General features: G+C 70.3%; 23 protein-coding genes. 12 read left to right on the plus strand and 11 right to left on the minus strand.

What is annotated here, in order from left to right; all coding sequences use genetic code 11:
* The first annotated feature begins 375 nt into the window (after nucleotides 1-375).
* From ACG0Z3_RS05290 to ACG0Z3_RS05305, 4 genes are all read left to right on the plus strand, one after another.
* Nucleotides 376-1542 carry an SGNH/GDSL hydrolase family protein gene (locus ACG0Z3_RS05290; RefSeq protein ID WP_394395980.1) on the plus strand — a complete coding sequence of 389 codons (1167 nt, stop codon included), beginning with the start codon at nucleotides 376-378 and terminating at the stop codon, nucleotides 1540-1542.
* A gap of 30 nt (nucleotides 1543-1572) precedes the next feature.
* Nucleotides 1573-2241: an OmpW/AlkL family protein gene (locus tag ACG0Z3_RS05295; protein ID WP_268167595.1), complete on the plus strand. Its 669-nt coding sequence runs from the start codon at nucleotides 1573-1575 to the stop codon at nucleotides 2239-2241.
* A 131-nt stretch (nucleotides 2242-2372) separates the two neighbouring features.
* Complete coding sequence (locus tag ACG0Z3_RS05300; protein WP_394395983.1) at nucleotides 2373-2984, plus strand: PH domain-containing protein; 612 nt, start codon at nucleotides 2373-2375, stop codon at nucleotides 2982-2984.
* A 39-nt stretch (nucleotides 2985-3023) separates the two neighbouring features.
* On the plus strand, nucleotides 3024-3176 hold the full coding sequence (locus ACG0Z3_RS05305; protein ID WP_394395985.1) for a hypothetical protein: 153 nt from the start codon (nucleotides 3024-3026) through the stop codon (nucleotides 3174-3176).
* 71 nt (nucleotides 3177-3247) lie between these two features.
* On the opposite strand, the gene queE is transcribed toward ACG0Z3_RS05305, so the two are convergent.
* Together queE and ACG0Z3_RS05315 are read right to left on the minus strand one after the other, a co-directional pair.
* The gene (gene queE / locus ACG0Z3_RS05310) at nucleotides 3248-3883 is read right to left on the minus strand and encodes a 7-carboxy-7-deazaguanine synthase (protein ID WP_394395987.1); all 636 of its coding nucleotides are present in this window, start codon (nucleotides 3881-3883) and stop codon (nucleotides 3248-3250) included.
* Nucleotides 3880-4980, minus strand: a complete 1101-nt coding sequence (locus tag ACG0Z3_RS05315) for a 6-carboxytetrahydropterin synthase (protein WP_394395989.1) — start codon at nucleotides 4978-4980, stop codon at nucleotides 3880-3882. The genes queE and ACG0Z3_RS05315 overlap by 4 nt, the downstream gene beginning before the upstream one ends.
* A 71-nt stretch (nucleotides 4981-5051) precedes the next feature.
* Between ACG0Z3_RS05315 and ACG0Z3_RS05320 the strand changes: the two genes are divergently transcribed.
* Nucleotides 5052-6416 (plus strand): MFS transporter, encoded by a 1365-nt coding sequence (locus tag ACG0Z3_RS05320; protein ID WP_394395991.1) that lies wholly within the window; start codon nucleotides 5052-5054, stop codon nucleotides 6414-6416.
* Between the two features lie 3 nt (nucleotides 6417-6419).
* On the opposite strand, the gene ACG0Z3_RS05325 is transcribed toward ACG0Z3_RS05320, so the two are convergent.
* Nucleotides 6420-7139, minus strand: coding sequence for a response regulator (locus ACG0Z3_RS05325; protein WP_394395992.1), 720 nt, complete (start codon nucleotides 7137-7139; stop codon nucleotides 6420-6422).
* 173 nt (nucleotides 7140-7312) lie between these two features.
* Between ACG0Z3_RS05325 and ACG0Z3_RS05330 the strand changes: the two genes are divergently transcribed.
* Nucleotides 7313-10372: a ligand-binding sensor domain-containing diguanylate cyclase gene (locus ACG0Z3_RS05330; protein WP_394395995.1), complete on the plus strand. Its 3060-nt coding sequence runs from the start codon at nucleotides 7313-7315 to the stop codon at nucleotides 10370-10372.
* 18 nt (nucleotides 10373-10390) lie between these two features.
* On the opposite strand, the gene ACG0Z3_RS05335 is transcribed toward ACG0Z3_RS05330, so the two are convergent.
* The 3 genes from ACG0Z3_RS05335 to ACG0Z3_RS05345 form a co-directional block, all read right to left on the minus strand.
* A complete protein-coding gene (locus ACG0Z3_RS05335; protein ID WP_394395997.1) occupies nucleotides 10391-12322 on the minus strand; it encodes a methyl-accepting chemotaxis protein in 1932 nt (643 codons plus the stop codon).
* A gap of 345 nt (nucleotides 12323-12667) precedes the next feature.
* Nucleotides 12668-13336 (minus strand): glutathione S-transferase family protein, encoded by a 669-nt coding sequence (locus ACG0Z3_RS05340; RefSeq protein WP_394395999.1) that lies wholly within the window; start codon nucleotides 13334-13336, stop codon nucleotides 12668-12670.
* A 36-nt stretch (nucleotides 13337-13372) separates the two neighbouring features.
* Complete coding sequence (locus ACG0Z3_RS05345) at nucleotides 13373-15613, minus strand: methyl-accepting chemotaxis protein (RefSeq protein ID WP_394396000.1); 2241 nt, start codon at nucleotides 15611-15613, stop codon at nucleotides 13373-13375.
* 257 nt (nucleotides 15614-15870) lie between these two features.
* On the opposite strand from ACG0Z3_RS05345, the gene ACG0Z3_RS05350 reads away from it, so the two are divergent.
* Nucleotides 15871-16905 (plus strand): NAD-dependent epimerase/dehydratase family protein, encoded by a 1035-nt coding sequence (locus ACG0Z3_RS05350; RefSeq protein WP_394396001.1) that lies wholly within the window; start codon nucleotides 15871-15873, stop codon nucleotides 16903-16905.
* A 52-nt stretch (nucleotides 16906-16957) separates the two neighbouring features.
* Here ACG0Z3_RS05350 and ACG0Z3_RS05355 read toward each other — a convergent pair whose 3' ends face one another.
* The 3 genes from ACG0Z3_RS05355 to ACG0Z3_RS05365 form a co-directional block, all read right to left on the minus strand.
* Nucleotides 16958-17326: a VOC family protein gene (locus tag ACG0Z3_RS05355; protein WP_394396003.1), complete on the minus strand. Its 369-nt coding sequence runs from the start codon at nucleotides 17324-17326 to the stop codon at nucleotides 16958-16960.
* An 87-nt stretch (nucleotides 17327-17413) separates the two neighbouring features.
* A complete protein-coding gene (locus ACG0Z3_RS05360; RefSeq protein ID WP_394396005.1) occupies nucleotides 17414-19654 on the minus strand; it encodes a helicase-related protein in 2241 nt (746 codons plus the stop codon).
* 52 nt (nucleotides 19655-19706) lie between these two features.
* On the minus strand, nucleotides 19707-19949 hold the full coding sequence (locus ACG0Z3_RS05365) for a hypothetical protein (protein WP_394396007.1): 243 nt from the start codon (nucleotides 19947-19949) through the stop codon (nucleotides 19707-19709).
* 176 nt (nucleotides 19950-20125) lie between these two features.
* Here ACG0Z3_RS05365 and ACG0Z3_RS05370 point away from each other — a divergent pair, with 176 nt between their 5' ends.
* Genes ACG0Z3_RS05370 through arsC form a run of 5 tightly spaced genes read left to right on the plus strand, consistent with a single transcriptional unit; the run spans nucleotide 20126 to nucleotide 22543 of the window.
* Nucleotides 20126-20452, plus strand: coding sequence for an ArsR/SmtB family transcription factor (locus ACG0Z3_RS05370; protein WP_394396008.1), 327 nt, complete (start codon nucleotides 20126-20128; stop codon nucleotides 20450-20452).
* Between the two features lie 11 nt (nucleotides 20453-20463).
* Nucleotides 20464-20940, plus strand: coding sequence for an ArsI/CadI family heavy metal resistance metalloenzyme (locus tag ACG0Z3_RS05375; protein WP_394396009.1), 477 nt, complete (start codon nucleotides 20464-20466; stop codon nucleotides 20938-20940).
* A gap of 3 nt (nucleotides 20941-20943) precedes the next feature.
* Nucleotides 20944-21459: an arsenate reductase ArsC gene (locus tag ACG0Z3_RS05380; RefSeq protein ID WP_394396010.1), complete on the plus strand. Its 516-nt coding sequence runs from the start codon at nucleotides 20944-20946 to the stop codon at nucleotides 21457-21459.
* Complete coding sequence (locus ACG0Z3_RS05385) at nucleotides 21459-22115, plus strand: aquaporin (protein ID WP_394396011.1); 657 nt, start codon at nucleotides 21459-21461, stop codon at nucleotides 22113-22115. Before ACG0Z3_RS05380 ends, ACG0Z3_RS05385 begins: the two co-directional genes overlap by 1 nt.
* Nucleotides 22112-22543 carry an arsenate reductase (glutaredoxin) gene (gene arsC / locus ACG0Z3_RS05390; RefSeq protein WP_394396012.1) on the plus strand — a complete coding sequence of 144 codons (432 nt, stop codon included), beginning with the start codon at nucleotides 22112-22114 and terminating at the stop codon, nucleotides 22541-22543. Before ACG0Z3_RS05385 ends, arsC begins: the two co-directional genes overlap by 4 nt.
* Before the next feature lie 13 nt (nucleotides 22544-22556).
* Here arsC and ACG0Z3_RS05395 read toward each other — a convergent pair whose 3' ends face one another.
* Together ACG0Z3_RS05395 and ACG0Z3_RS05400 are read right to left on the minus strand one after the other, a co-directional pair.
* Nucleotides 22557-22865 (minus strand): YkgJ family cysteine cluster protein, encoded by a 309-nt coding sequence (locus ACG0Z3_RS05395; protein ID WP_394396015.1) that lies wholly within the window; start codon nucleotides 22863-22865, stop codon nucleotides 22557-22559.
* Nucleotides 22866-22912: 47 nt separating this feature from the next.
* Nucleotides 22913-24595: an ATP-binding protein gene (locus tag ACG0Z3_RS05400; RefSeq protein WP_394396017.1), complete on the minus strand. Its 1683-nt coding sequence runs from the start codon at nucleotides 24593-24595 to the stop codon at nucleotides 22913-22915.
* Nucleotides 24596-24614 lie beyond the last annotated feature (19 nt).

Here is a 24614-nt window from a genome sequence, read left to right on the forward strand (position 1 = left end):
GTATTCAAGACTGTATTGAAGAATTAAAGGTAGTCGTGGTGGTAGAGGGCGGCCTGCGCTGTGGATAAGAGGAAAAACCTCTTTTGCAGCAATCACTTGGCTTCACAACAAGCCTGTGCGCCAGGCCCCGGATGACTTGTCCCTCAATTGGGAACAACTTGGCGGCGTGGCCTCAGCCTGTGGATATCTATGAAGTTGTTCGGCCGTCATCCACAGACTTGCCCCATGCGTTCTAGGCAGCGCTCTCTAGCTTTCAGCCGCCCTTCTTTACGCGACCAAGGGGAAAAACGAACGACCGTTCTAAAAGTCAGCGGCTAGAGTTGCCCTCCCCGAATTCGTAGGCGTCGTCAGTGCGGTGCCGCCCAGGAGACAACGATGAAATACTTCCTCACCCGGCTTGCCGCAGCGTCGGCAGCCCTGCTTGGCAGCGTGCTGGTGGCTGGTTGCGGCGGCGGCGCCACGGCCGACACGACGCCCCAGGTCAAGATCACTTCGGTGAAGGTCTTCGGTGACAGCCTGCAGGACAGCGGCACCTTCGGCTACAAGTTCACCGTGCAGACGGCGGACAACCTGATCTACCCGGAGCGCATCGCGGCCAACTACGGTCTGGGCCTGTGCAACTTCTACGTGTTCACCGGCACCACCTTTGCCGCCAACACGGCCAAGACGGGTTGCACCAACTTCTCCATCGGCGGCGGCCGCATCACCTACACCGGCGCCGGTGCCAGCGCTGCCAACCCGCTGAACGTGGGCGTGCAAATGGCGACCTATGCCGCCATGGGCAGCTACACGGCGAGCGACCTGGTCATCATCGACGGCGGTGGCAACGATGCGGCCGACCTCGTCGGCGCCTACCTCAACATCCCGCGTGACAGCGCCGCGGCCTTCTCGGCGCTGCTGGGCACGCTGCTGACGCCCACGCAGATCGGTACCGCGCTGGGGGGCGGCGCTACCACTACGGCGCAGATCGGCGGCACTTACATGGCGGCGCTGGCCGACAAGTTCTACGCGTCCATCAAGGCCAGCGTGCTGGACAAGGGCGCCACCCACGTGGTGCTGATGAACCTGCCGGACATCACGCTGACGCCGCGCTTCCAGGCCGTGCTGGACGGTATCGCGCTGGCCAGCGGCGGCGGCACCACCGGAGCTGCGGCCCGCACGCAGGCGCAGGCCACGTTCCGCGCATGGATCTCGGCCTACAACACCCAGTTGGCCACCAAGGTCGGCAGCGACGAGCGCGTCGCGCTGATCGACTTCTACAAGGGCCTGCAGGACCAGGTGACCACGCCCGCCCAGTTTGGCCTGACCAACGCCAAGGACACCGCTTGCCCGCGCACCGGCGTCGGCAGCGACGGCCTGCCCACCTACAGCTTCCCCACCTGCACGGCCACGGCGCTGAATGCCGCGCCGCCGGCCGGGGTGACTGGTGCCGACTGGTGGAAGACCTACGGCTTCTCGGACGGCTTCCACCCGACGCCATACGCCCACCAGCTGATCCAGCAGCTCATCGCCAAGTCCATCACCACCAAGGGCTGGCTGTAAGCCGCACGCACCCGTTCACGGAGATATCCCATGACCACCAAGTTCCTCCTCGGTGCGACCGCCGCGTTGCTGCTCACCGGCAGCGCCTGGGCCCAGTCGGCCGGCAGCTTCGTCATCAGCGCCGGCGCCGCCCAGATCAGCCCGCAGGTCGACAGCGGCGACCTGACCGCGCCCAGCCTTCCCGGCACCAAGATTGACGTCAAGAAGGCCAGCTCCTTCGTCGGCGGCATCACCTACTACTGGACCGACAAGCTCAGCATCGAGCTGCCCATCGCGCTGCCCTTCGAGCATGACATCGTCGGTGCCGGCGCCATCGACGGTGTCGGCAAGATCGGCAGCGTGAAGTCCCTGCCCATGACGCTGCTGGCCCAGTACCGCTTCGGTGATGCCAACAGCACGGTCCGCCCCTTCATCGGTGCCGGCCCCACCTATGCCTACTTCTTCAAGCCGCGTGCCACGGCCACGCTGTCCGGCATCACCGGCGGCACGGTCAACACGCCGACGACGCTCACGATGAAGCGCCGCCTGGGAGCCACCGTGGAACTGGGCGCGGCCTACAACATCAGCCGCGACTGGTCGGCCAGCGTCTCGGTCACCAAGACCATGATCAAGACGACGGGCTCACTGTCCACCGGCCAGACCATCGAGACCTCGCTGGACCCGGTGTCCATCAAGTTCGGCGTCGGCTACCGCTTCTGAGCCGCCAGCGGCACACCACCACAAGGAGCCTGCGGGCTCCTTTTTCATGGGGTTGATATTCCCGTCGGGCGGCCCGGTTGCCGCCGCCCGCCGCAGGCACACTCGCGCCGCCAAACCACCAGGAGCAAGCAATGTTCAAGAGACTGGCTTCCGAGGCGCTGGGCCTCAGCGACATCGGCGTCATCGTGCCCGCGGCCGACTTCAACAAGGTCGATGCCGACGACTACCTGTTCAGCGAGGACGGCGAGAAGATCTACTTTCTCATCAAGTCCAAGAAGGACGAGTACTGCTTCACCAACCTCGCGCTGGTGCATGTGGACGGCGAATCCGCCGTGTCATCCAAGCGCGTCATCAAGCGCTACGACTGGCTGAGCCACCGCATCAGCCACGTGACGCTGGAGACGGCCGGCACCATCGACATGGACGTCGAGATCAAGTTCCACATCGGTGACGGCGCGCCGTTCAGCATCGACGTGCGCAAGAACTTCATCGAGCAGCTCAAGGATCTCTACAAGGCGCTGCACAGCATCGGCAAGCTGCAGGAGCGCGACGAACAGGCGCGTGCCCACGCGATGCAATGCCTGGGCGTCACCGGCCAGATGTTCAAGCTGGGCCAGGAGGTCACGGAGGAACAAGTCAGCCGCCATTACCTGTCGCTGCTCAACACCGTGAACAGCGTCGTGCTGGACAAGCTCAGCCGCAAGGATTTCGGCGGCGTGTTCGAGCGCTACATCCAGAACTGAGCGGTTCGCTCGACCGCATCGACAACCTCAGCTGCCGGCATGCAAACCATCGCGCGCTCCATGTTCAGGGGCATTCTCTATGTCGGTGCGTGGACGTCGATCACGCTGGCTGGCGCCGTGGCCGGGTTCTGGTGGTCCCTGAGCGGCGTTCCCGAGCCTGCGATCGGCGACGCGGCATCGGGGCCTTGCTGAACAGCCTGCTCGGGCTGTGCCTGGGCGGCGGCCTCGGCCTGATCGTGGCGGGCCGCCTGGCGAGCGCGCTCTCAGGCGATCCCCACCACCTTGTGCATCTGCACCGACAGCCGCCACTGCGGGTGGGCCATGCAGTAGGCCACGGCGGCCTTGGTGTGCTCGCGCTGCAGCACCGAGTCCATGGGCTGCAGGAAGAAGTTCTCGAAGGCCAGATGGGCAAAGCGCTCCGGCATTGCCAGCGGCTGCGGATAGACCAGCTTCAGCTCGTGGCCTGACGTCAGCACCAGCGGCGCGTCGGCCTTGGGGCTGACGCAGATCCAGTCCAGCCCCGGCGGCGCCGGCTGCGTGCCGTTGGTCTCCACGGCGATCTCGAAGCCGCTGGCGTGCAAGGCGTCGATCAGCGGCATGTCCAGCTGCAGCAGCGGTTCGCCGCCGGTGCACACCACGTAGCGCTGGCCGCCTTCGCCGTCAGGCCAGGCCTTGGCGATCGCATCGGCCAGGTCGTCGGCGGTGACGAACTTGCCACCGCCCTCGCCGTCCGTGCCGACGAAGTCGGTGTCGCAGAAGGTGCAGATGGCGGTGGCGCGGTCCTGCTCGCGGCCGGTCCACAGGTTGCAGCCGGTGAAGCGGCAGAACACCGCCGCGCGGCCGGCCTGGGCGCCCTCGCCCTGCAGCGTGTAGAACAGCTCTTTGACTGAATACGTCATACAGGAATCAATTCTTCCGAGTCGGCGCGGCTGACGATGGCGCCGGAGCCGCGCGTCTCGTACAGGTCCACGCGGTCGATCTGCGGCAGCACCGAGCCGCCCTCGTTCAACACCCAGGTCGCGATGCTGGCGGCGTCGCCGTCCGGCAAGTTGGCAATCTCGAACAGCGGGTGGTGGTCCAGCCGCTTGAAGATCGGGTTGAACAGCGCCTTCACATCGCCGAAGTCCACCGTCCAGCCCATCACCTGGTCCAGCGGTGCGGCCAGGTGCAGGCGCAGGGTGAAGGTATGGCCGTGCGTGCCGGCCAGCGGGTGGCCGCCGGGCGCTTGGCGCAGGCGAACGGCGCTGTCCAGCGTCATCTCCTTCCAGATGCGGTAGTTCTGGCCGTTGAAGTTGGCGCCGCTGGAGCCGGTCTCGTAGACGGTCACCCAGCTCAGTTCCGGCAACTGGGGCTTGAGCCGCGCCCACAGCCACGCCGAGATGTTCTCGCTGGTTGGGTTCTGCAGGCCGGGGATGTCGTTCAGGCAGCGGTAGTTCAGCTCGAAGTGCAGCGGCGCCCAGACCTCGTCCAGGTGGTCATAGTCGATGGCCAGGTCACGCTCGCCGAGGTCGGCATTCGCGTGCAGGATGACCTCGAAGCCATGGCCGTGCATGCGGCCGCACTGGTGGCCGGCCGGCACGTTGGGCAGCTGGTGCGCCGCCTGGAAGCGGTAGCGCCGCCACACATGAGCATGTCCGGCGCCGTCCAGGTCCACGCCGCTGTGCGTGGTGCTCTGCACGCCCACCTGCACGATGCCGGGCACGTCCGGTGTCAGGCAGCTGCGCACCCAGCGGGCCAGGTTTTCGTCGGTGGGCTCACCGAGGTGGTCGTTCAGCAGCGCATGGTCCAGCGGCGCGACGGTGTCGGCCATGCGTGCGCGCAGGCCCTCCACCTCGCCGCCCGGGAAGGCCGCCCAGCCGGCGGGCAGCGCGCTGCGCACCGTGGCGAAATAGCTGTGGCCGTGCAGGCCGTGGCTGCGGTGCGAGGCCGGCAGCGCAGGAATGCGGCAGGCCGACTCGAAGCCGGCGGACGCACAGTGAAGGACCGAAACTGACATACCCCGATTGTCCCTTGGGGCTCATCGCCTTGCTTGACTTGAAGCCAACTTGAACTTTTAGGCTTCAGCCCATGAACCTCGCAGACCCCGTGACACCCGCCACCGCCACCCCTGACGACAGGCTCTTCGCCCCCGGCCGCCGCGCGGCCTGCGTAGGCGCCGTCGCGCTGATTTCCATGTTGGCCTTCGAGTCCATTGCCGTGGCCACCGCCATGCCCGCGGTGGCGGAGGCGCTGGGCGGCCTGTCGCTGTATGCGCTGGCCTTCGGCGCCACGCTGGCCACCTCGGTCATCGGCATGACGATCGCCGGCCAGCTGTGCGACAAGCGCGGCGCCTACCGTGCATCGCTGCTGGGGCTGGCGGCTTTTCTGGCCGGCCTGCTGCTGGCGGGGCTGGCGCCGTCCATGACCGCGCTGGTGCTGGGCCGCGCGCTGCAGGGTCTGGGCACGGGCGTGCTGGGCGTGGCGCTGTACGTGGGCGTGGGCCAGGTCGTGCCGGCGCCGCTGCATCCCAAGCTGTTCGCGATGTTTGCCGGCGCCTGGGTGCTGCCTGGCCTGGTGGGCCCGGCGCTGGCGTCCGGTCTGGTGCACTGGCTGGGCTGGCGCTGGGTGTTCCTGGCGGTCGCGGCGGCCGTGCCGGTGGCGGCGGCGCTGATGCTGCCATCGCTGCGGCGCGGCGGTGGCGGCACCGGTGCAACGCTGCACTGGGGCGGGTTGCGCTGGGCGGCGTTGGCCAGCGGCGGCGCCCTGCTGCTGCATGGGGCCAGCCAGCGCGAGGGCGTCGGCGCTGGCCTGCTTTTCGCGGTCGGCACCCTGGCGGCGTGGCTCGCGGCGCGTCAGCTGTTGCCTGCCGGCACGCTGACGGCGGCGCGCGGCCTGCCCAGCGTCGTGTTGCTCCGCGGCTTCATCGCCGCCGCGTTCGCTAGCGCCGAGGCCTTCCTGCCGCTGCTGCTGACCCAGCACTTCGGCTGGAGCCTGACGCAGGCCGGCATCGCGCTGAGCACTGGCGCCGTCACCTGGAGCATCGGCAGCGCCATCCAGGCGCGTGTGCAGGGCGACGCCGCGCGCCGCCGGCTGCTGCCGTCGGGCTTTGCGCTCGCGGCGCTGGGGCTGGCCGTCGTCATGGCGCCTGTGCTTGTTGCGGTGCTGCCGGCGTGGCTGGCACTGCTGGGCTGGGCAGGCGTGGGCCTGGGCATCGGCCTGTCGTTCCCGATGCTGTCGGTGCTGCTGCTGAAGCTGTCGCCGCCGCAGAGCCAAGGTGCCAACACCTCGTCACTGCAGCTCAGCGATGCGCTGGTCAGCAGCGCCGCGCTGGGGCTGGCAGGCCTGCTGTTCGACCCCGTCACACGCCAGGTGCTGCCGGTGCTGGTGATGGCCTGTGCGCTGGCGGCCGCTGCCGCCGTGTTCAGCCCGAGAGCGTTGCCGCGGGGGGCGTGATGGTCACGCCGCAGGTGGCCGCACGTCCGTCACGCGACGGCCGCGTCGGCTGGCGGCGCTGCGCAGGTGCACCAGCGACTCCACGCGCTTGAGCAGTTCGCGGTCGTTCCAGGGCTTCTTGAAGATGCCGTAGACGCCCTCGATCTGGCCCACGCGGCCATGCAGCTCGTCGTGGCCGGTGATGGCGATGACGGGCAGGTCTTCCGTGGCCAGGCTTCCGTGCACGTCGGCGATCAGCTCGAAGCCGTCCTTGTTGGGCATTTCCAGGTCGGTGATCAGCACGGCGATGGCGGGCTTGGCGTCGAGCTCGGCCAGCGCCTCATTGCCGTCGTTGACCTGCACGACCGTGAAGCCGGCGCCTTCCAGCAGCCGCTTGAGCTTGGTGCGCACCACGGCGGAGTCGTCGGCGATCAGCACCGTCGGCGGGCCCTCGGGCACCACCGGCGCGGGGGCTGCGGGCGGCTGCATGGGCGACGGCGCCATGACGAAGGCGCTGGCCATCGTGGGGGCACCGGGCGCGCCGGGCAGTGGCGGCAACACCACCGGCGGCTGGGCCGCGCGGGTGCGCTGGCCCTCGGGTGGGCGCGGCGGCGGCGTGTACTCGCGCGGCGGCCGGTAGTCGTCACGCTTGAAGGCGGCGATGAGCACGATGACGGCCAGCGGTATCGCGATCAGCACCGGCATCAGGTACGCGCCCAGCAACTCCTGCAACTCGTGAAACATCTCTCCATCCCCTGCGTCTAGGCCGGGCAGCCTAACACCCGCCCACTGCGGGCACCATCAATGATTTGCCGGCATCCGTCACGGATTCCGGGGCTTTACCCCCGCGACCGGCCCAGGTGGACACGTCGAGCGCCGGGTCGCTGTTGCCGGTGCCTACCTTAGGATGTGCTCCCATGCACCCCCTAGTTCGTAGTGTTGCCGCGCTGCTGGCCGCCTTGGCGCTGAGTGCGGCCCGGGCTGATGCCGGCGCTGGCCCGCTGGAGGTGCAGTTCCGTAGCGTCCCGGTGCCGCAGGATTCGGTGCCCGCCATCGCGCAGGACCGTGCGGGGCTGCTGTGGATCGCCACCACCAAGGGCCTGGCGCGCTATGACGGCTACCGGCTGCGCCCCATCGAGCTGCCGCCCGAGACGGGCGCCCGGCGCGGCCTGGGCTGGGTGCGGGCGATGGCGCCGGCAGCCGACGGCCGCATGTGGATAGGCACGGAGTTCCTGGGCCTGGTGGCCTACGACCCGGCGCTGGACCGCGTGCAGCGCCATGCACCGGGCGCACCCCAGGCCCCCATCCGTGCCGTGGCCGAGGACGGCGCCGGCGCCGTCTGGGTGGGCACCGTGGGCCGGGGCCTGTACCGCTACGAGCCGCGCAGCGGCCGTGTCGAGTCGCAGGTGCTGACCTGGCGTGGAGAGGCCGAAAGCCGTGTGCTTGCGCTGCTTGCGGCCCGGGACGGCGGCGTCTGGGCCGGCCACTGGCGCGGCCTGGCACGGCGCGTCGGCGAGCGCTGGGAGGACGTGCCACTGCCCGGTCTGCCCGCCGGTGCCACGGTGCTGGCGCTGGCCGAGGACGGCAGCGGCCGGCTCTGGCTGGGCACGCAGGGCGGGCAGCTGGGCGTCGTCGAGCAGGGGCGCGTGCGCTGGGTGCAGTCGCTGGGCTTGCCGGTGCAGGCGCTGGCCGAGGGCCGCGACGGCCAGCTCTGGGTGGGCAGCAAGAACGGCCTGTTCTGGGTGGACATGGCCAGCGGCGCCGTGCGGACGCGGCTGCGCCAGGACCCGCGCCGCACCATGGGCCTGGCGGGCAACGACATCAGCGGCGTGCTGCGCGACGCCAGCGGCGCCATGTGGGTGAGCGGCTACGGGCTGGGCGTGCAGCGCCACCTGCACCACCCGGCGCTGGCCGTGCGCGGCCCCGATGCCGACGGTCGCGGCCCGCTGGCCGAAGCCGATGTGCGCGCGCTGCTGACGCTGCGAAACGGCGAGGTGCTGGCCCCCACGCAGACCGGGCGCGTCGTGCGGCTGGATGGCCGCCCGGGCCGCGATCTGGTCACGCTGGGCACCTGGCCGCGCGAGCGGCACACCGTGGTCGAACACCTTGCCGAGGCACCCGATGCCAGCCTGTGGATGGCCGCCGCCGGCCGGCTGGAGCACCGCGCCGCCGATGGCCGCCTGCTGCGCGACTGGCTGCTGGACGGCGGCCGTGCCCAGCAGCTGCTGCTGCGCGCCGACGGCAGCGTGTGGCTGGGCATGCAGGAAGGCCTGTATCGCCTGGCCGGACCGCAGGCGGCGGCGCTGGAACGCGTGCACCTGCAGGGCGACGTGCCGCTGCATGGCGGCATCTACGTGCTGCGCGAGGCGCCGGACGGGCGCCTGTGGGTGGGCGGCCAGGCCGGCCTGCTGCGTGAACAGGGAGCCGGTGGCGGTGTGCTCGCACCCGTGCCGCAGGCGCCAGGCGAGGCGCTTGGCAGCCCCGCCGTCATGGCCCTGCTGTGGACCCGCGACGGCCGGTTGTATGCCGACACCACCGTGGCCGGCCTGCACCGCCTCAAGGGCTGGGATGACCAGGGCCGTGCACGTTTCGAGTCCATCAGCGAGCGTTTGGGCGTGGACGGGCTGTTCGGCGGCCATCTGCATGAGGATGCGCGTGGCCGCCTCTGGAGCCAGCAGCATGTCTATGACCCGCAGACCGACCGGCTGGACGCGTTCGGCGGTGCTGAAGGGGGGCATTTCGGCAGCTTCTGGCTGTTCGCCAGCGCCGAGCTGCCCGGCGGCGGCCTGCTGTTCGGTGGCAGCCGGGGCCTGCTGCGTGTGCAGCCCGAGGCCTGGCAGCCGGTGCACAAGAGCCCGCCGCTGATCGTCAGCGGCCTGCGCGTGAACGGCCAGCCCTGGCCTCAGGGCCAGGGCATGCTGACGCTGCCACCGGGTCGGCGCATGCTGTCTGTCGAGTTCGCGGCGCTGGACTATGCGGACCCGTCACGGCTGCGCTACGAGTACCGCCTGCAGGGCCTGGACGACGAATGGACGCGCGTGGACGCCGCCGGCCGCCACCCCAGCTTCGGGCCGCTGAAGCCCGGCCGCTACACGCTGCAGGTGCGCGCCACCGCCCACCATGCACTGTGGGATGGCGAGCCGCTGCAACTGCCCATCGAGCTGCAGCCCGCCTGGTGGGAAACCGGCGCAGCCCATGCCGGTGCGCTGCTGGCCCTGCTGGCCGGCATCTGGGCCTGGACCGGTTGGCGCACCCGCCAGCTGCGCCAGCACGAGGCCGAGCTGCAGGCCCTGGTGTCCGAGCGCACGGCCGAGCTGCGCGAGCTCAGCCTCACCGACACGCTGACCGGTCTGCGCAACCGCCGCTACCTGGAGCTGCGCCTGGACGATGACCTGGCACTATGCCTGCGTCGTTTCGAGACCCCCGACGGCGATGGCCCCGGGGCTGGGGCCGACCTGCTGCTGATGCTGCTGGACCTGGACCACTTCAAGCGCATCAACGACGAGCATGGCCATGCGGCGGGGGACGCGGTGCTGGTGCAGCTCGCGCAGCGCCTGCGCCAGGTGTTCCGCGAGACCGACTCGTTGGTGCGCTGGGGTGGCGAGGAGATCCTGGTACTGGCCCGCGAGACCGAGCGCCGCGATGCCGCCGAACTGGCCGCGCGAGTGTGCGCGGCGGTGCGTGAGCGGCCCTTCGACATCGGTCCCGGCGAGACCGTCCATGTCAGCGTGTCCATCGGCTTCTGTGCCTTCCCGCTGGACCCGCGCCAGCCGCGGCTGTGGGACTGGCGCGCCTGTCTGGGCCTGGCCGACTCCGCGCTGTACGCCGCCAAGGCGCAGGGCCGCGACGGCTATGTGGGCGCCATCGACAGCCAGGGCCTGGCGCCGCGCGAGGCACCCACCAGCTTGGCTGGCTGGCGGCGCGAGACGCGTTTGCAGGTGGTGATGAGCGCGCAGCGCGACGCCCAGCCCGCCTGACCCGCAGGCCGCGCCGGTTCAGCCGGCGGTGCGGAAGCCCGCCATGGCCTCGCGCAGCGCCTCGGCCTGGCGCTTCAGGCTCTCGGCCGCGGCGGCGCTCTCCTCCACCAGCGCGGCGTTCTGCTGCGTGGTGTCGTCCATCTGGTGGATGGCCACGCCCACCTCGTCCATGCTGAGGTGCTGGTCGCGCGACAGCGTGCTGAGCTCGCCGATGACGCCGGTCACGCGCGTGACGGCCTCCACCACGCGCTGCATCAGCGCGGCTGCTTCCTCGCCCTGCGCATGGCCGGCGCCGACGCGCTCCACGCTGGCGCCGATCAGCGTGCGGATCTCCTTGGCCGACGCGCCGGCGCGTTGCGCCAGGGCGCGCACCTCGCTGGCCACCACCGCGAAGCCACGGCCGTGCTCGCCTGCGCGGGCGGCCTCGACGGCGGCGTTCAGCGCCAGGATGTTGGTCTGGAAGGCGATGCCGTCGATGGTGCCGATGATGTCGGCGATGCGTTGCGAGCTGGTCTGGATGTCGCGCAGCGTGACGGCCAGCGTGGCCACCAGGCCGCCGCCGGACTCGGCCAGCTGGCGCACCTCGGTGGCCAGCTCGGCGGCGTGGCCAGACTGCTGGGCGCCCTGCTCCAGCCCGTGGCGCACGGTGTCCACCGAGGCGGTGGTCTGCTCCAGCGCGGCGGCCTGCGTCTCGGTGCGCGCGGACAGGTCGGCGCTACCCGAGGCGATCTGCTGGCTGGCGGTGGCCACCTCGTCGGCGCGGCTGCGCACGGTGCCCACCACCTCGCCCAGCTTGGCCGCCATGTCCAGCAGCGCGGCGGTGAGGCGCTCGCCTTCGTCCCGGGAGCGGCGGTCCACGTCGCCCGCGTGGGCCAGGTTGCCGTCGGCCACGGCCTGGGCGATGCCCAGCGCCCGGCCCATGGACCGCGAGGTCTGGTGCGCGATGACCCACAGCAGCCAGCCGCCCACCAGGGCCAGCAACAGAAAGAAGGCCGAGCTGCCGATGACGATGCGGCGGTCGTAGGCCAGCGTGGCGATCAGGTCCTGCTCCAGCGCAGCCATGGCGGCGTCTCCCAGCGCGTACTGCGCATCGATGGCGGCCGTGGTGGCGGCCCACCAGTCCGCCGCCTTGACCTGCGGCGACTCCGGCTCGATCAGGCCCTTCAGTGCCATCTGGTGCGCGTCGTTCAGGCGGCCGTTCAGCTGTTCGGTCAGCGTCGTGAGCTTCTGCTGCTCAGGGCCTTGCAGCGCCACGTGGCGCAGCGCCCGCAAGGCATTGGCCTGGTCGGCCTGTGCCCGCTCCAGCGCCACCACCAGGCGCTGTTTGTCTGCCGATGTCAGCTCGCCCTTGGCCAGCATGCCCATGCCGGCGCCCCGCAGCCGGCCCAGCAGCTCGGCGCTGCGCGGCAGGTGCTGTAACGCGGCGTCCTGCAGGAAGTAGCCGTTGGCGAACGGGTGCAGCACCATCTTCGACACCACAGCGGCCTCGTACAGCCAGGCCAGCCGGGCGTCGATCAGCTCGGTGTGCCGGCGAAAGCTGTCCGGCGCCGCGATGCCTCGGCTGCCCACCTCGGTGGCCAGCTGCTCCTGGCCGCGCCAGTAGTCCTGCAACTCGCGCAGCAGCGCGGGATTCAGTGCGGCATCGGTGGCGGCCAGGCTGGGTGCCTTCAATGCCTGCAACTCCTGCCATACCGCGCCGCGCTTGGCCTCGGCGGCCGCGTCGCCATTGAGCTGGCTGTTGGCCAGCCCGCGGTGCTGGGCGGTCAGCCGGGCGAGCTTCAGGCCCAGTGTGACGGCCGGCAGCGCGTCGACTTCATTGCTGATCTGCTGCTGTGCCCGCAGCGCCTCCTGCACGTACAGCACCGAGGGCACCAGGCCCATCAATGCACTCACGCAGGCCACGGCGGCCAGCTTGCGGCCCACGCCCAGTCGTTCGATCCAGGTCTTCATGTCGTGTCTCCCCCCGCGCAGTGACTGCGCGAGCAAAGACTAGTACGACTTATGTTGCGTCGCAACAGCCCTGATCAGCTCTCATCGCACGGCTTCATGGGAATCGGCATGCACAGCGGTTCAACGCGCACACCTTCGTGACTTTGCACACGATCCTGCGCGATGACGAACCGAAGGAACACGAACACTAACGTGGCAATTGAACGACACCGGCGCGTACAGACCGAACACGGCCGACGCCAGCCGCTGCGGCGAGCGCGGGCCGGTGACGCATCTCGATGCCCGCGCGCAGCGCGTCCAGGCCGGGTGGCCCAGGAAGGCGCGGTCGTGGCGGTCGCTCCCGGCTCAGCTCAGCAGGTCGTAGGGGCCGCCGCGCTCCAGTGCGCGCTGGTAGGCCGGGCGGGCATGGATGCGGGCGAGGAAGGCCTGGATCTTCGGGAACGCACCGAGCGAGCCGCCGCGCGCGGCCGCCGCCTCCAGCGGGAAGCTCATCTGCACGTCGGCCGCGCTGAACTCGGCGCCGGCGAACCAGGGGCGCGCGGTCAGTTCCGCTTCCAGGAATTTCAGCTGCGCGTCGATGTTGGGCTGCACGAAGCTGGCCAGCACCTTGTCCGCAATGCCCTTGGCGATGGGCTTCACGAAGAAGGGCATGGGGCTGCGCTTGATCTTGTTGAACACCAGCTTCATGACCAGCGGCGGCATCGCTGTGCCTTCGGCGAAGTGCATGAAGTAGCGGTAGTGCAGCGCGTCCTGCTCACCCTCGGGCCGAAGGCGGCCACCGCCGTGTCGGTCTACCAGGTACTCCAGGATGGCGCCGCTCTCGGCCACGGTCAGCGCGCCGTCGGTGATGACCGGGCTCTTGCCCAGCGGGTGCACTGCCTTGAGTTCGGGCGGCGCCAGCGAGGTCCTGGCGTCGCGCTCGTAGCGCTTGACCTCATAGGGCAGGCCCAGCTCTTCGAGCAGCCACAGCACGCGCTGCGAGCGGGAGTTGTTCAGGTGGTGGACGGTGATCATGCGGCGCAGTGTAGGGACGGCCTGCCGGCCGCCGCCTCACAGCGCCCGCATCGCGCCCTTGTAGACGCCGCAGCCCACGTACAGGTCGTCCACCTTGACGACGTAGGACATCTTCTCCTGCGGCTCGCCGGTCTGCGGGTGGGCGATGGTGTACTGCACCCAGCCCGGCCCGCTATCGGCCTGCTCGATGATGGCCTGCACCAGCCGCTCGCCGGCGCCGCCCTTCATCACGTCCTGCACGCGCTGGCCCACCCGCGCCGGGTTGCCGGCAAAGCCCAGGTAGCGGCCCTGGCCGTCCAGCGCGAAGACGTACATGTCGCGGTCGAACAGGCCGCTGTCGGTCGCGTTGAGGCGCCGCAGCAGCGAGTCGCGGCTGCCGGCCTCGCGGCGCATGGCCAGCGCGCGGTCCACCAGTTCGCGGGCCTCGTCGGCCGTGCCTTGGGGCAGCTTGAAGGCGGACACGGAACTCGTCAGCACTTTGGCGCGCTCCTGCAGGTCCGTGGCCTGGGCCACGGCCTGCTCCACCATCGCGCCGTTGCGCTGGGTCAGCGAGTCCAGCTGGCGGATGGCCGACGTGATCTCGGTAAGGCTGGCGCTCTGCTCGGCGCTGGACGCCGAGATCATCGACATGTGCTGGGCCACCGAGCGCACGCCGTCGGCGATCGCCTCGATGCGCTGGCCGGCGCCGCGGATCAAGCCCACGCCCGCATCCACCTGCTCGGAAGAGGCCGTGATCAGCTGGCGGATTTCCTTGGCCGAGGCGGCCGAGCGCTGCGCCAGCGTGCGCACCTCGGTGGCCACGACGGCGAAGCCGCGCCCGGCCTCGCCCGCGCGCGCCGCTTCGACGGCGGCGTTCAGCGCGAGGATGTTGGTCTGGAAGGCCAGCGAGTCGATGACGCCGACGATCTCGTCCATGCGCCGCGCGCTGGCCGCAATCGCCTCGATGGCATCGACGGCGGCCTTCATGCCGGCCGCGCCCTGCTCGGCCGTCTGGCTCACGGTCTGGGCGGACGCGTCGGACGCCTGTGCCGCCTGCGCGTTGCCCTGCACGGTGGCCGCCAGCTCCTGCACGCTGGCGGAGGTCTGCTCCAGGTTGGCCGCCTGCTGCTCGGTGCGCTCCGACAGCGCGTGGTTGCCCTGCACCAGCACGTCGCCTGAGCCCGACAGCAGTGCCGCATTGCTGCGCACGGCGGCCACCATGAACGAGATGTTGTTGACCATCACGGCCATCGCACTGGACATGTCGGACAGCTCGTCCTTGCCGCGGATGCGCACCACGTGCCGCAGATTGCCCTGAGCGGTCTGTTCCATGAATCCCAGCACCTGGCGCAGGTCGGCCAGGAAGCTGACCTGGAAGCAGAACATCAGGTATGCGAATGCCAGCATGACCGCCGTTGCGCAGGTGCCCATCAGCCAGGCTCGGCGCACCTGGTCGTCATGGCGCCGTTGCAGGGAGCCGCGCATGCCGTCGTTCACTGCACTCTGGTAGGCCGCCACGGCCTCCAGCGACCCGGCGGCCGAAGAGAAGTACTCGTCGGCCGTGCCTGGCTTCTTGCCACCCTGAAACCGGGCACGGCTGTCATCCAGCAGTTGCCTCACGGCGGCCTGGGCCTTCTCGAAGCCCGCCGGTACGAAGCCCTTGCTGGCCACCAGTTCGTGGGCGTGCGCCACACCTCGGGTGGTTGCCGCCAGTTCCTCGACCCAGCTGTTCACCACGGCCTTGTCGGCCTCGTCCAGCACCGGCGAATTCAGCAGCGCAGCACCCTTGCCGCGCAGGCGACCCAATTGGTCGCGCCAGGCCGGCAGGCGCTGCACCGACATGTCCATCAGCAAATAGGTCAGCGGGTCGGGGTCGTAGAGCAGGCTGGAGGTCTCGGCGATCTCGTAGGTGGCACGGCCTAGCGACTCAATCAGCCCGGTGTGCAAGGCGAGTGCCTGGTCCGGGGAGCTGCCTTCCAGCTTTGAATAGAGCGTTCGAAGCTCGTCGTGCAGTGCAGGCCAGGACGGTGCGGCGTCCATGCCGGCAGCCTTCAGCACCTCGTCAAGCGCTTGCAGTGCCTTGCCCAGCTCAACGCGCGTGGCGTCGCGGCGGGCAGCCTTGCCCGCATCACCCAGCAGCACCATGTTGGTCAGGCCGCGGTGGGCCTGCACGTGCCGGGTGAGTTCGTAGATGCGCTCAAGGCGCTGGACGCCGTGCAGTTCAGCATCCGTCAGGTGCAAATCGTCCAGCGAGCGCGAAACCAGCAGCAATGCGCTGATCAGCAGCGGCACCGCCACGATGATGAACAGAAGCGTTAGCTTGGTACTGAACCGCAGGCGCCGAACGGCCCACATGCCAGGAAAAAGAAGCTCGCGTAAGCGCATGTTTCACCTCCACCGGCGCGCGACTGTAGCGATGCCGTTCGGATCGTGGAGCAGGCGTCAACCCGGGGTTGTGGTTCCATGTGGCGTATTACCGCGATGGGCCGGCGGGCGGGCGTTTCGGCGCCTGCTGGCCCTGTCGCCGAGAATTGCCGCTGCACTCTGGAGCCTGCATGAGCCGCCCGTCCCGCATCCTCGTCACCGGTGGCACCGGCTACATCGCCGGCGTGCTGATCCGCCAGCTGCTGGCCGAGGGCTGGGCGGTGCACACCACCGTGCGCGACCTCGCTCGCGAGCCGGCGCTGCGCCAGTTGCTCGGCGCCAGCCGGGGCGTCAAGAAAGACCAGCTGCGCTGCTTCGCCGCCGACCTGATGGCCGACGCCGGCTGGCCCGAAGCCGCGGCCGGCTGCACGCATGTGGCGCATGTCGCGTCTCCGCTGCCCACCGGCGTGCCGCGAGATGCCAACGAGCTCATAGCTCCGGCGCGCGACGGCGCGCTGCGCGCGCTGCAGGCTGCGCGCGATGCCGGCGTGCAGCGGGTGGTGATGACGTCGTCCGTTGCCGCCATCGCCTACGGCCACGGCCCGGGCGACCACCACTTCACCGAGCGCGACTGGACGAATCTGGCCGCGCCCGGCGTGCCGCCCTACGTGCAGTCCAAGACCGTGTCCGAGCGCGCCGCGCGCGACTGGGTGGCGCGCGAGGGCGGGGGCCTGGAGTTCTGCACCGTCAACCCGTCCGTCGTGCTGGGCCCCGTGGCCAGTGCCGACTACTCGGCCAGCGTCGTCATCGTGCAGAGCCTGCTGCAGGGCCGCATCCCGGCCATGCCGCGCATCGGCTTCGGCATCGTCGACGTGCGCGACGTGGCCGAGCTGCACTGGCGCGCGCTCACCGCGCCCGCCATGGCGGGCGAACGCTTCATCGCCTGTGCCGGTTTCACCTGGCTGCGCGACATCGCCGCCATGCTGCGCGACGAACTGGGCGATGGCGCGCGCCGCGTGCCCCGGCTGCAGCTGCCCGACTGGAGCGTGCGGCTGATGGCCACCGTCAGCCCGCTGGTGCGCAACGCGGCGAGCGAACTGGGCACGGCGCGGCACCAGGATGCGAGCCATGCGCGCGAGCTGCTGGGCTGGGTGCCCCGCGCGCCGCAGGAGGCCATCCTCGCATCGGCGCGGGATCTGATCGCGCTGGGCATCGTGAGGCCGTAGGGCGGGTCGTGACCCGCCGTTTGTTCGCCGTGCACCGAACCACGCGCCGAAGTCAGCCCATGCAGAAGGCGTTGAGCTTGTTGCCGTCCAGGTCGCGGAAGTAGGCCGCGTAGAAGCCCTCGTCGCGTGGGCCTGGCGCGCCCTCGTCGGTGCCGCCCAGCGCCAGCGCCTTGGCATGCAGGGCCTGGACCTTTTCCTGGCTGTCCACGACCAGCGCAACCATCACGCCGTTGCCCACGCTGGCGGGCTTGCCGTCGAAGGGCAGCATCACACCGAAGCCCGGCTTGTCCATGCCGGTACCCCAGGCATAGCCCCGTCCGAAATCCATGATCCGCTTGATGCCGATGAGGGCGAACAGCTCGTCATAGAAGGCGGCTGCGCGTGGCAGGTCGTTGGTACCGAGGGTGGTGTAGCCGATCATGGGGAGGCTCCGGGGGAGGTGGGCAGTCATCGTAGTACGCCGCCCGATGTCGGCGGGTCGCGACCCGCCCTACCCGTGGCTGCGGACCTAACGCCCCCTCCGCTGCCACAACGGCCGCTTGCCCTTCAGCTGCCGCTCGATGCCATCATTGAGCCGGCCGCGCAGATCCACCACCGCTTCCAGGTGGCCGTACACGCCCGGGAAGCGCAGGTCCAGCCACAGCCACAGCGTGCAGATGCGCAGCGCCTGCTCCATGCGGTCCAGGCGTCCGTGCTGGTCGAACTCGTCCAGGAAGTGCGGCTCGCCGGCCTTGCCGGTGCGGGCGTGGTTGGTCGCCCAGCTCTGGAACTGATCCAGCAGCATGGGCAGGCGCGCGTCCACCGGCGCCTGGGCGTACTTGAAGCGTTCGTTCAGCGGCAGCGCGATGGCGTTGCGGTCCAGCATGTCGGCCAGCTCCAGCATCTGCTCCAGCTCGGCCACGGCGAAGTGGGCGTCGTCCAGGCGCAGCTGCTGCATGAAGATGCTCAGCACCGCGTAGAGCTTGTTCACGCCCATGCGCTGCGAGATGGTCTGCACATGGCGCCAGTTGGGGGCCACCGGGCACTTGAAGTCGCGCGGCGCGCGCGGCTCCTTGGGCAGCTGCTGGCGCAGGATTTTCATCGCCTCGGCTTCAGCCTCCTTCAGCACGCTGACGAAGCCTTCGTCGTGCATGCCGTAGCGGCCCGCGCGGCCGGCGATCTGGTGCACCTCGCTGACGCTCAGCTCCCGGTCGCCCACGCCGTCGAACTTGGTCAGCGTGGAGAACAGCACGCGGCGGATGGGCAGGTTCAGACCCATGCCGATGGCGTCGGTGGCGACGAGGATGTCGCTGGCGCCCACCGCGAAGCGCTCGGCTTCGCGGCGGCGCACCTCGGGTGGCAGCGCGCCGTAGATGACGCTGACGGCATGGCCGTTCTGCGAGATCTGGTCGCGCAGCATCAGAACGTCGCGGCGGCTGAAGGCCACCACGGCGTCGCCGGCCTGCAGGTGCGTCATGGGCACCGGTGCGGGCATCAGCTGCACCTGCTGCTTGCGCTCGAACACGCGGCGCTCCACTTTCTCGCCGCACAGCAGCAACAGCCGCTCGATGGCGGGCGCCGCGTAGGCCGACGCGATGATGATGACCTCGCGCGCCGGCACGCCGACGATGGCCTGCGTCCAGGCCCAGCCGCGCGAGTCGTCGAAGATCATCTGCGCTTCGTCGATGACGGCCACGTCGATGACGTCGCGCGTGTTGACCATCTCGATGGTGCTGCTCACCACGCGGGCGTTGGCCGCCGGCACGTTCTCCTCGCCGGTCAGCAGCGAGCAGGGCACGCCGCGGCCCACGAGCCGGTCGCGGCCTTCGAGCGCCAGCAGCCGCAGCGGCGCGAGATAGGCGCCGTCCAGCGCCTGTGCCAGCCGCTCGAAGGCCGAGTAGGTCTTGCCGCTGTTGGGCGGGCCCAGGTACAGCGTGACCTTGCGGCCCAGCTTGCGCGCGGCGTCGAAGCTGTCCGGGTAGCCCTGGAAGGCCAGCTCGCGGCCCAGGCTGGCGAGCGTGCTCTGCTCCTCGACCGTCTGCTCCCAGCGGTCCTGCGCGCGGGTGAGCGCGGCCTTGAGCTCGTCGAACGGCATGGGCACGCCGCACTCGGCCTGCAGGCGCGGCAGCAGCGATGCAAGCTGGGCGTTGTCGCCCATCGCCTCGCTGCGGGCGACGAGGTGGTTCAGGTGCAGCGCCAGCTCGGCCTGGAACGAGTACGCGGGCGCCTGGCCCAGGCCGTGGCGCAGCGCGGCGGTGTCGCCGTCGCAGAAGAAGGCCCACACCGGGGCCTCGGGCACCGGCACGCGGTGCGACAGGTCGATGCGCCAGCCTTCGTGCGCCAGCGTGATCGGGTGGATACACAGCCGCGTGAAGATGAGGCCCTCGCGGCGCAGGCCCAGGCTCTCGAGCTGGTGCAGGCGTTGCTGCAGCTGCGGGCGCAGCGTGTTGACCAGTGGCGTGGCGTCCAGCTGCGCCAGCGCGACAGGGATGTGGGCCGGGATGATCCAGCGGCTGGGCCGTGCGCCGCCGGCGGCCTTGGAGATCTGGATGGCGCCCAGGCGGTCCAGTGCGTCTTCGCTGCCGTCGTCCAGGTCGCCGGGTGTCAGCACCTGCGGCAGCGCATGGGCGGCCTGGCGGATGCGGGCCCAGTCTTCGGGCGTCAGGCTGGCTGGCAGTCGCGACGCGTGGCGGGGTTGGGGCAGCGGAAACGCCGGCGCGGGCGGCTTGGCCGGTTTGGGCGGCTTGGAGGCAGGGACTTCGGAATTCACGCCGGAAGTGGAACACAGCCCGCGCCGCCGGGACGCTGCGCGGCCGGCGTCGTCAGCGTGAGAAGCGCTTGTCGCTCTGGTTCAGCAGCGCCCGCAGGTGCTTGCACAGGTTCTCGCCGGTGGTCGTCAGCGCCAGCGAGCCGCCGCGCCACTCCATCCAGTGCAGTTCCACGTAGTCATCGATGAAGCCCTCGGCGATCTCGGCGGCGCGTCGCTGCTTGAGCAGATCCACGGTGGCGAGCAATCGGTCGCGCAGCATGTCGCGCCGCGTGGTGGCCGGGGCAGTCAGGATCATCGAGATCTCCGCAAATGCTTGGCATCGTCAAGCTTGAGCCGAGTGGAACACAAGCGCGTGGCCGTGTGATGTCCGTGCGGCGTAACCGGTTGCTTCCGTGTCGAAGGGCCATCAGCCCTTGGTCGCCGCCTGCACTTTCACTTGTTTCATCTCAATGATTCGAGTATTCTGGAAATATGGATGAACAAGATGTGATCAAAGCGCTGGCCGCGCTGGCCCAGCCGGTGCGGCTGAAGGTGTTCCGTGCACTGGTGGTCACGGGCGACGCCGGCCTCACGCCCGGCACCATGGCGGAAGGCCTGGGCATGCCGGCCAACACGCTGTCCTTTCACCTGAAGGAGCTGGTGAACGCCGGCCTCGTCACGCAGGAGCGCGCCAGCCGCCACCTGATCTACCGCGCCGCCTACGGCCGCATGAATGCCGTGCTCGGCTACCTGACCGAAAACTGCTGCCAGGGCACGGGCTGCGCCGTGCCCGCCAACCCGACACCATCTTGTTGCTGAAGGAGCTTGTGATGAAGCGTTTCCATGTGCATGCCCATGTCGAGGACCTGCAGGCCAGCGTGGCCTTCTACGAGAAGCTGTTTGGCGCGGCGCCCACGCGGCTGGAGGCCGACTACGCCAAGTGGATGCTGGACGACCCGCGCATCAATTTCGCGATCTCCTCGCGCGGCGGCAAGCCCGGCGTGGACCACCTCGGCATCCAGGCGGACACGCCCGAGGAGCTGGCCGAGCTGAAGGCCCGCGCCCGCGTGGCTGATGCCGCGCTGCTGGACGATGGCGCCACCACCTGCTGCTACGCTGCCAGCGACAAGCACTGGGTGACCGACCCGCAGGGCATCGCCTGGGAGCAGTTCCAGACGCTGTCCGACATCCCCACCTTCAGTGCCAGCCAGGCGGCCGCACCGCAGGCCGCGTCGGCCTGCTGCCCCACGCCGTCGCGCGGCAAGCCGGTGGGCATCGCCGTCAAGTCCAACACCAGCTGCTGCTGATCCATGACCGCCCACGTTCTCATCCTCTGCACCCACAACTCCGCCCGCAGCGTGCTCAGCGAGGGCATGCTCAACCACTGGGCGCGTCGGCTCGGCAAGGACGTCGTGGCCCATAGCGCCGGCAGCGCGCCCAGCGGGCGCGTCAACCCCTTCGCGCTGGAGGCGCTGCGCAACGCCGGCATCGACGTCAGCGGCTACCGCAGTAAAAGCTGGGACGAGTTCACCTCGCCCAGCTCGCCCGCGCTGGCGCTGGTGATCACGGTCTGCGACAGCGCGGCTGCCGAGAGCTGCCCGGTGTTCTTCGGCGGTCATGGCGAGGCCGGTGGCCAGCCGGCCAAGGTGCACTGGGGCTACCCCGACCCGTCCAATGCCGCCAGTGGCGACGAGGGCAAGCGCCGCGCCTTCGAGCTGACGCGCCAGGCCATCGGCTACCGCATGCTGCAGCTGTTGCAACTGCCGCTGGGCAGCATGAACCGCGCCCAGTTGCAGCACGCGGCGGCCGAGATCGCCGCGCGCTGATGAGCGCGCCGCTGAGCCGCCGGCTGCTAGCCGAGGCGCTGGGCACGGCCCTGCTGCTGGCGACGGTGATCGGGTCGGGCGTGATGGCCGAGCGCCTGTCGGGCGGCAACGTCGCACTGGCGCTGCTGGCCAACACGGCCGCCACGGTGGGGGCGCTGTATGTGCTGATCGAGGTGTTTGGGCCGGTCAGTGGCGCCCACTTCAACCCGGCCGTCAGCGCCGTGATGGCCTGGCGCGGCGAGTTGCCGCGCGCCGCGCTGCTGCCCTATGTGCTGGTGCAGCTGGCAGGCGCGGTGCTGGGCGCCTGGCTGGCGCATGCGATGTTCGAGCTGCCGCTGCTGCAGTTCTCCGCCAAGCTGCGCACCGGCACTGGGCAATGGGCGGCCGAGGCGGTGGCCACGTTCGGGCTGCTGCTGGTCATCCTGCGCGCGCCGGCCGGCCGGGCCTCGTCGATGGTGGCGGCCTACATCGGTGCGGCCTACTGGTTCACGGCGTCCACCTCGTTCGCCAACCCCGCCGCGGCCTTCGGCCGCATGTTCAGCGACAGCTTCGCCGGCATCGCGCCGGCCAGCGTGCCCGGCTTCGTCGCTGCGCAGCTGGCCGGCGCGGCGCTGGCCGGGCTGGCTCACCGCGCCCTGGGCGCCTTCCGGCCATGACCGACATCACCCTCTTCCACAACCCGCGCTGCGGCACCTCGCGCAACGTGCTCGCGTTGATCCGCCACGCCGGCCTCGAACCCAGCGTCGTCGAGTACCTCAAGACGCCGCCCGACCGCGAGGAGATCCGCGCGCTCGCCGTTGCCACCGGTCAGCCGCTGCGCATGCTGCTGCGGGAGAAGGAGGCCGTATTCACGGAGCTGGGCCTGGGCGACCCGGCGCTGGGCGACGACACGCTGCTGGATGCGATCGAGCGCCACCCGGTGCTGCTGAACCGGCCCATCGTCGTCACGCCGCTGGGCACGGCGCTGTGCCGGCCGTCCGAGGCGGTGCTGGCTCTGCTGCCGGTGGGGCCGCTGCCGCCGTTCACGAAGGAAGACGGCGAGCTCATCCACGACGACGGGTGCCGCCGCTCGCCCGCGCGCTGAGCCGCGCGCTCGTTCAGCCCAGCCCGTGGGCCGCGCGGGCCTTGCGGCATTGCGTGTCGCCGGGCTGCACCTCGCGGCAGGTGCTGGCGCGCAGCGTGTAGATGCCACAGGCCACCGCGCGCCCCACCTCGCCCTGCAGCGCCACGCAACGCACCGGGCGGGTCTCGGTGCCGGCCATGCAGCGGTGCAGCGGGCCGACCGGCCGCGTCAGCGCCACGGGCACGGTGCCGCCCCGGGCGTCGTCGGCCTCGGCCCAGTAGAAGGACACACGGAACTGCGCGCAGCAGGCGCCGCAGCGCTGGCAATCGGGGGCGGCACTCATGGAGGCCGCAATTCTCGGGCCGGTTTCACGGGCCCGCCGCGCACCGGCTACGGCGACAGCGGCAGCTCCAGGCGCACCGTCGTGCCCTCGCCCGGCTGGCTCTGCAGCTGCAGGCTGCCGCCCAGCATGCCGCCCACCAGGCTGTGCGCCACGAACAGACCCAGCCCGCTGCCACCGCGGCCGAAGGTGGTGGTGAAAAAGGGCTCGCAGGCACGGGCCACGTCGGTGGCAGGCATGCCCACGCCGTTGTCGTGCAGCGTCAGAGTCAGCCGGGCGTCGGCGCCCGGCCGCGCGCCGACCAGCAGCCTGCCTGCGCGGCCCGGCAGCCCGTGCAGGCAGGCGTTCTCCATCAGTTGCTCCAGCACCTGCAGCAGCACCTCGGGGTAGCTGTCCAGCACCAGGCCGGTGGGCACCTCGCAGGCCAGCTGCACCTGCTCCACGCTCAGCCGCGATTGCACGCGGGCCCAGGCGCGCAGCACGGCGTCGCGCAGGTCGAAGCGCGCGCGTTCAGCATGGCCGCTGCCGTCGGTGAGCTGGCGGAAGCGGCTGATCAGGCGCAGCGCGCGGTCCACGTTCTGCTCCACCAGCGTGGCGCCCTCGCGGGTCTGCGTCAGCCAGTCGGCGAGCTCCTGGCGCTTGAGCGGCTGGCCGCCCGCCAGGCGTTCCGCGAAGCCGGCGCTTGCCGCGCGCAGCGCGCTGGCACTGAGCAGCGCATTGCCCAGTGGCGTGTTCAGCTCGTGCGAGATACCGGACAGCAGCCGCCCCAGTGCGGCCAGCTTGCGGCTGTTGACCAGCTCGTCCTGCGCGGCCAGCAGCTCGCGGGTGCGCGCCTGCACCTGCTCCTCCAGCCATTGCGCGGCACGCTGGCGCTCCTCAGTGCGGCGTGCCTGGTCGATGGCGATGCCGGCCAGGTGGCTGGCCGTGTGCAGCGCCGCCAGCTCCTCGGTCGTGGGGCGGCGCACCTCGCGGTAGTACATCGCGAAGCTGCCGATGACCCCCCGCTCCGGCCCGTGGATGGGTGCCGACCAGCAAGCCTTGAAGCCGTAGGGCAGCGCCAGGTCGCGGTAGTTCGTCCACAGAGGGTGGGTGGCGATGTTGTCGACGATGACCACGCGGTCGTCGAACATCGCCGTGCCGCACGAGCCCGCCGTGGGGCCGATCTCGGCGCCGTCCAGCGCCTGCATGTACTCGGCCGGCATGCGCGGCCCGGCGCCCGGGCGTACGTGGCGGCCGTCCAGATCCAGCAGCAGCACGGTGCAGTACAGGCCGTCGAACGGCGCCTCGATGAGCGCCGTCAGCCGCGCCAGCACGGGCGAGAGCGGCTGGCCGGTGGCCACCATCTCCAGCAGCTCGTTCTTCGCGTCGTTCAGCCGTTCGGCGAACTGCATGCGGCTGATGTCCACCATGCACACTGCCAGCTGCGCGCCGTCGTCGCGCAGGTTCAGCGTCAGGTGCAGCTCGTGGAGGCGAGGCTCGCCGTTGCGGGTCTCGAAGGTCCAGCGCAGGCTCGCGGCGCCGGCCTGCTGCACCTGGGCCAGCAACTCGTCCAGCAGCTCGGCAGACGCGCGGCCGTCGGGCTGGCAGGCCGGGCACAGCAGCGCCAGCGGCATGTCGCGCAGCGCCAGCGGGTCATAGCCCAGCACCTTGGCGTGCCCGGAGGCCGCGCCGAGGATGGGCAGCCCGGGCGCTGCCTTCACCAGCAATATCGCGACATGGGTCATGTCGTCCATCACGTCCTCCGCTGAGTCG

The organism is Pelomonas margarita, assembly GCF_043555875.1.
Taxonomy (GTDB): Bacteria; Pseudomonadota; Gammaproteobacteria; order Burkholderiales; family Burkholderiaceae_C; genus Pelomonas; species Pelomonas margarita.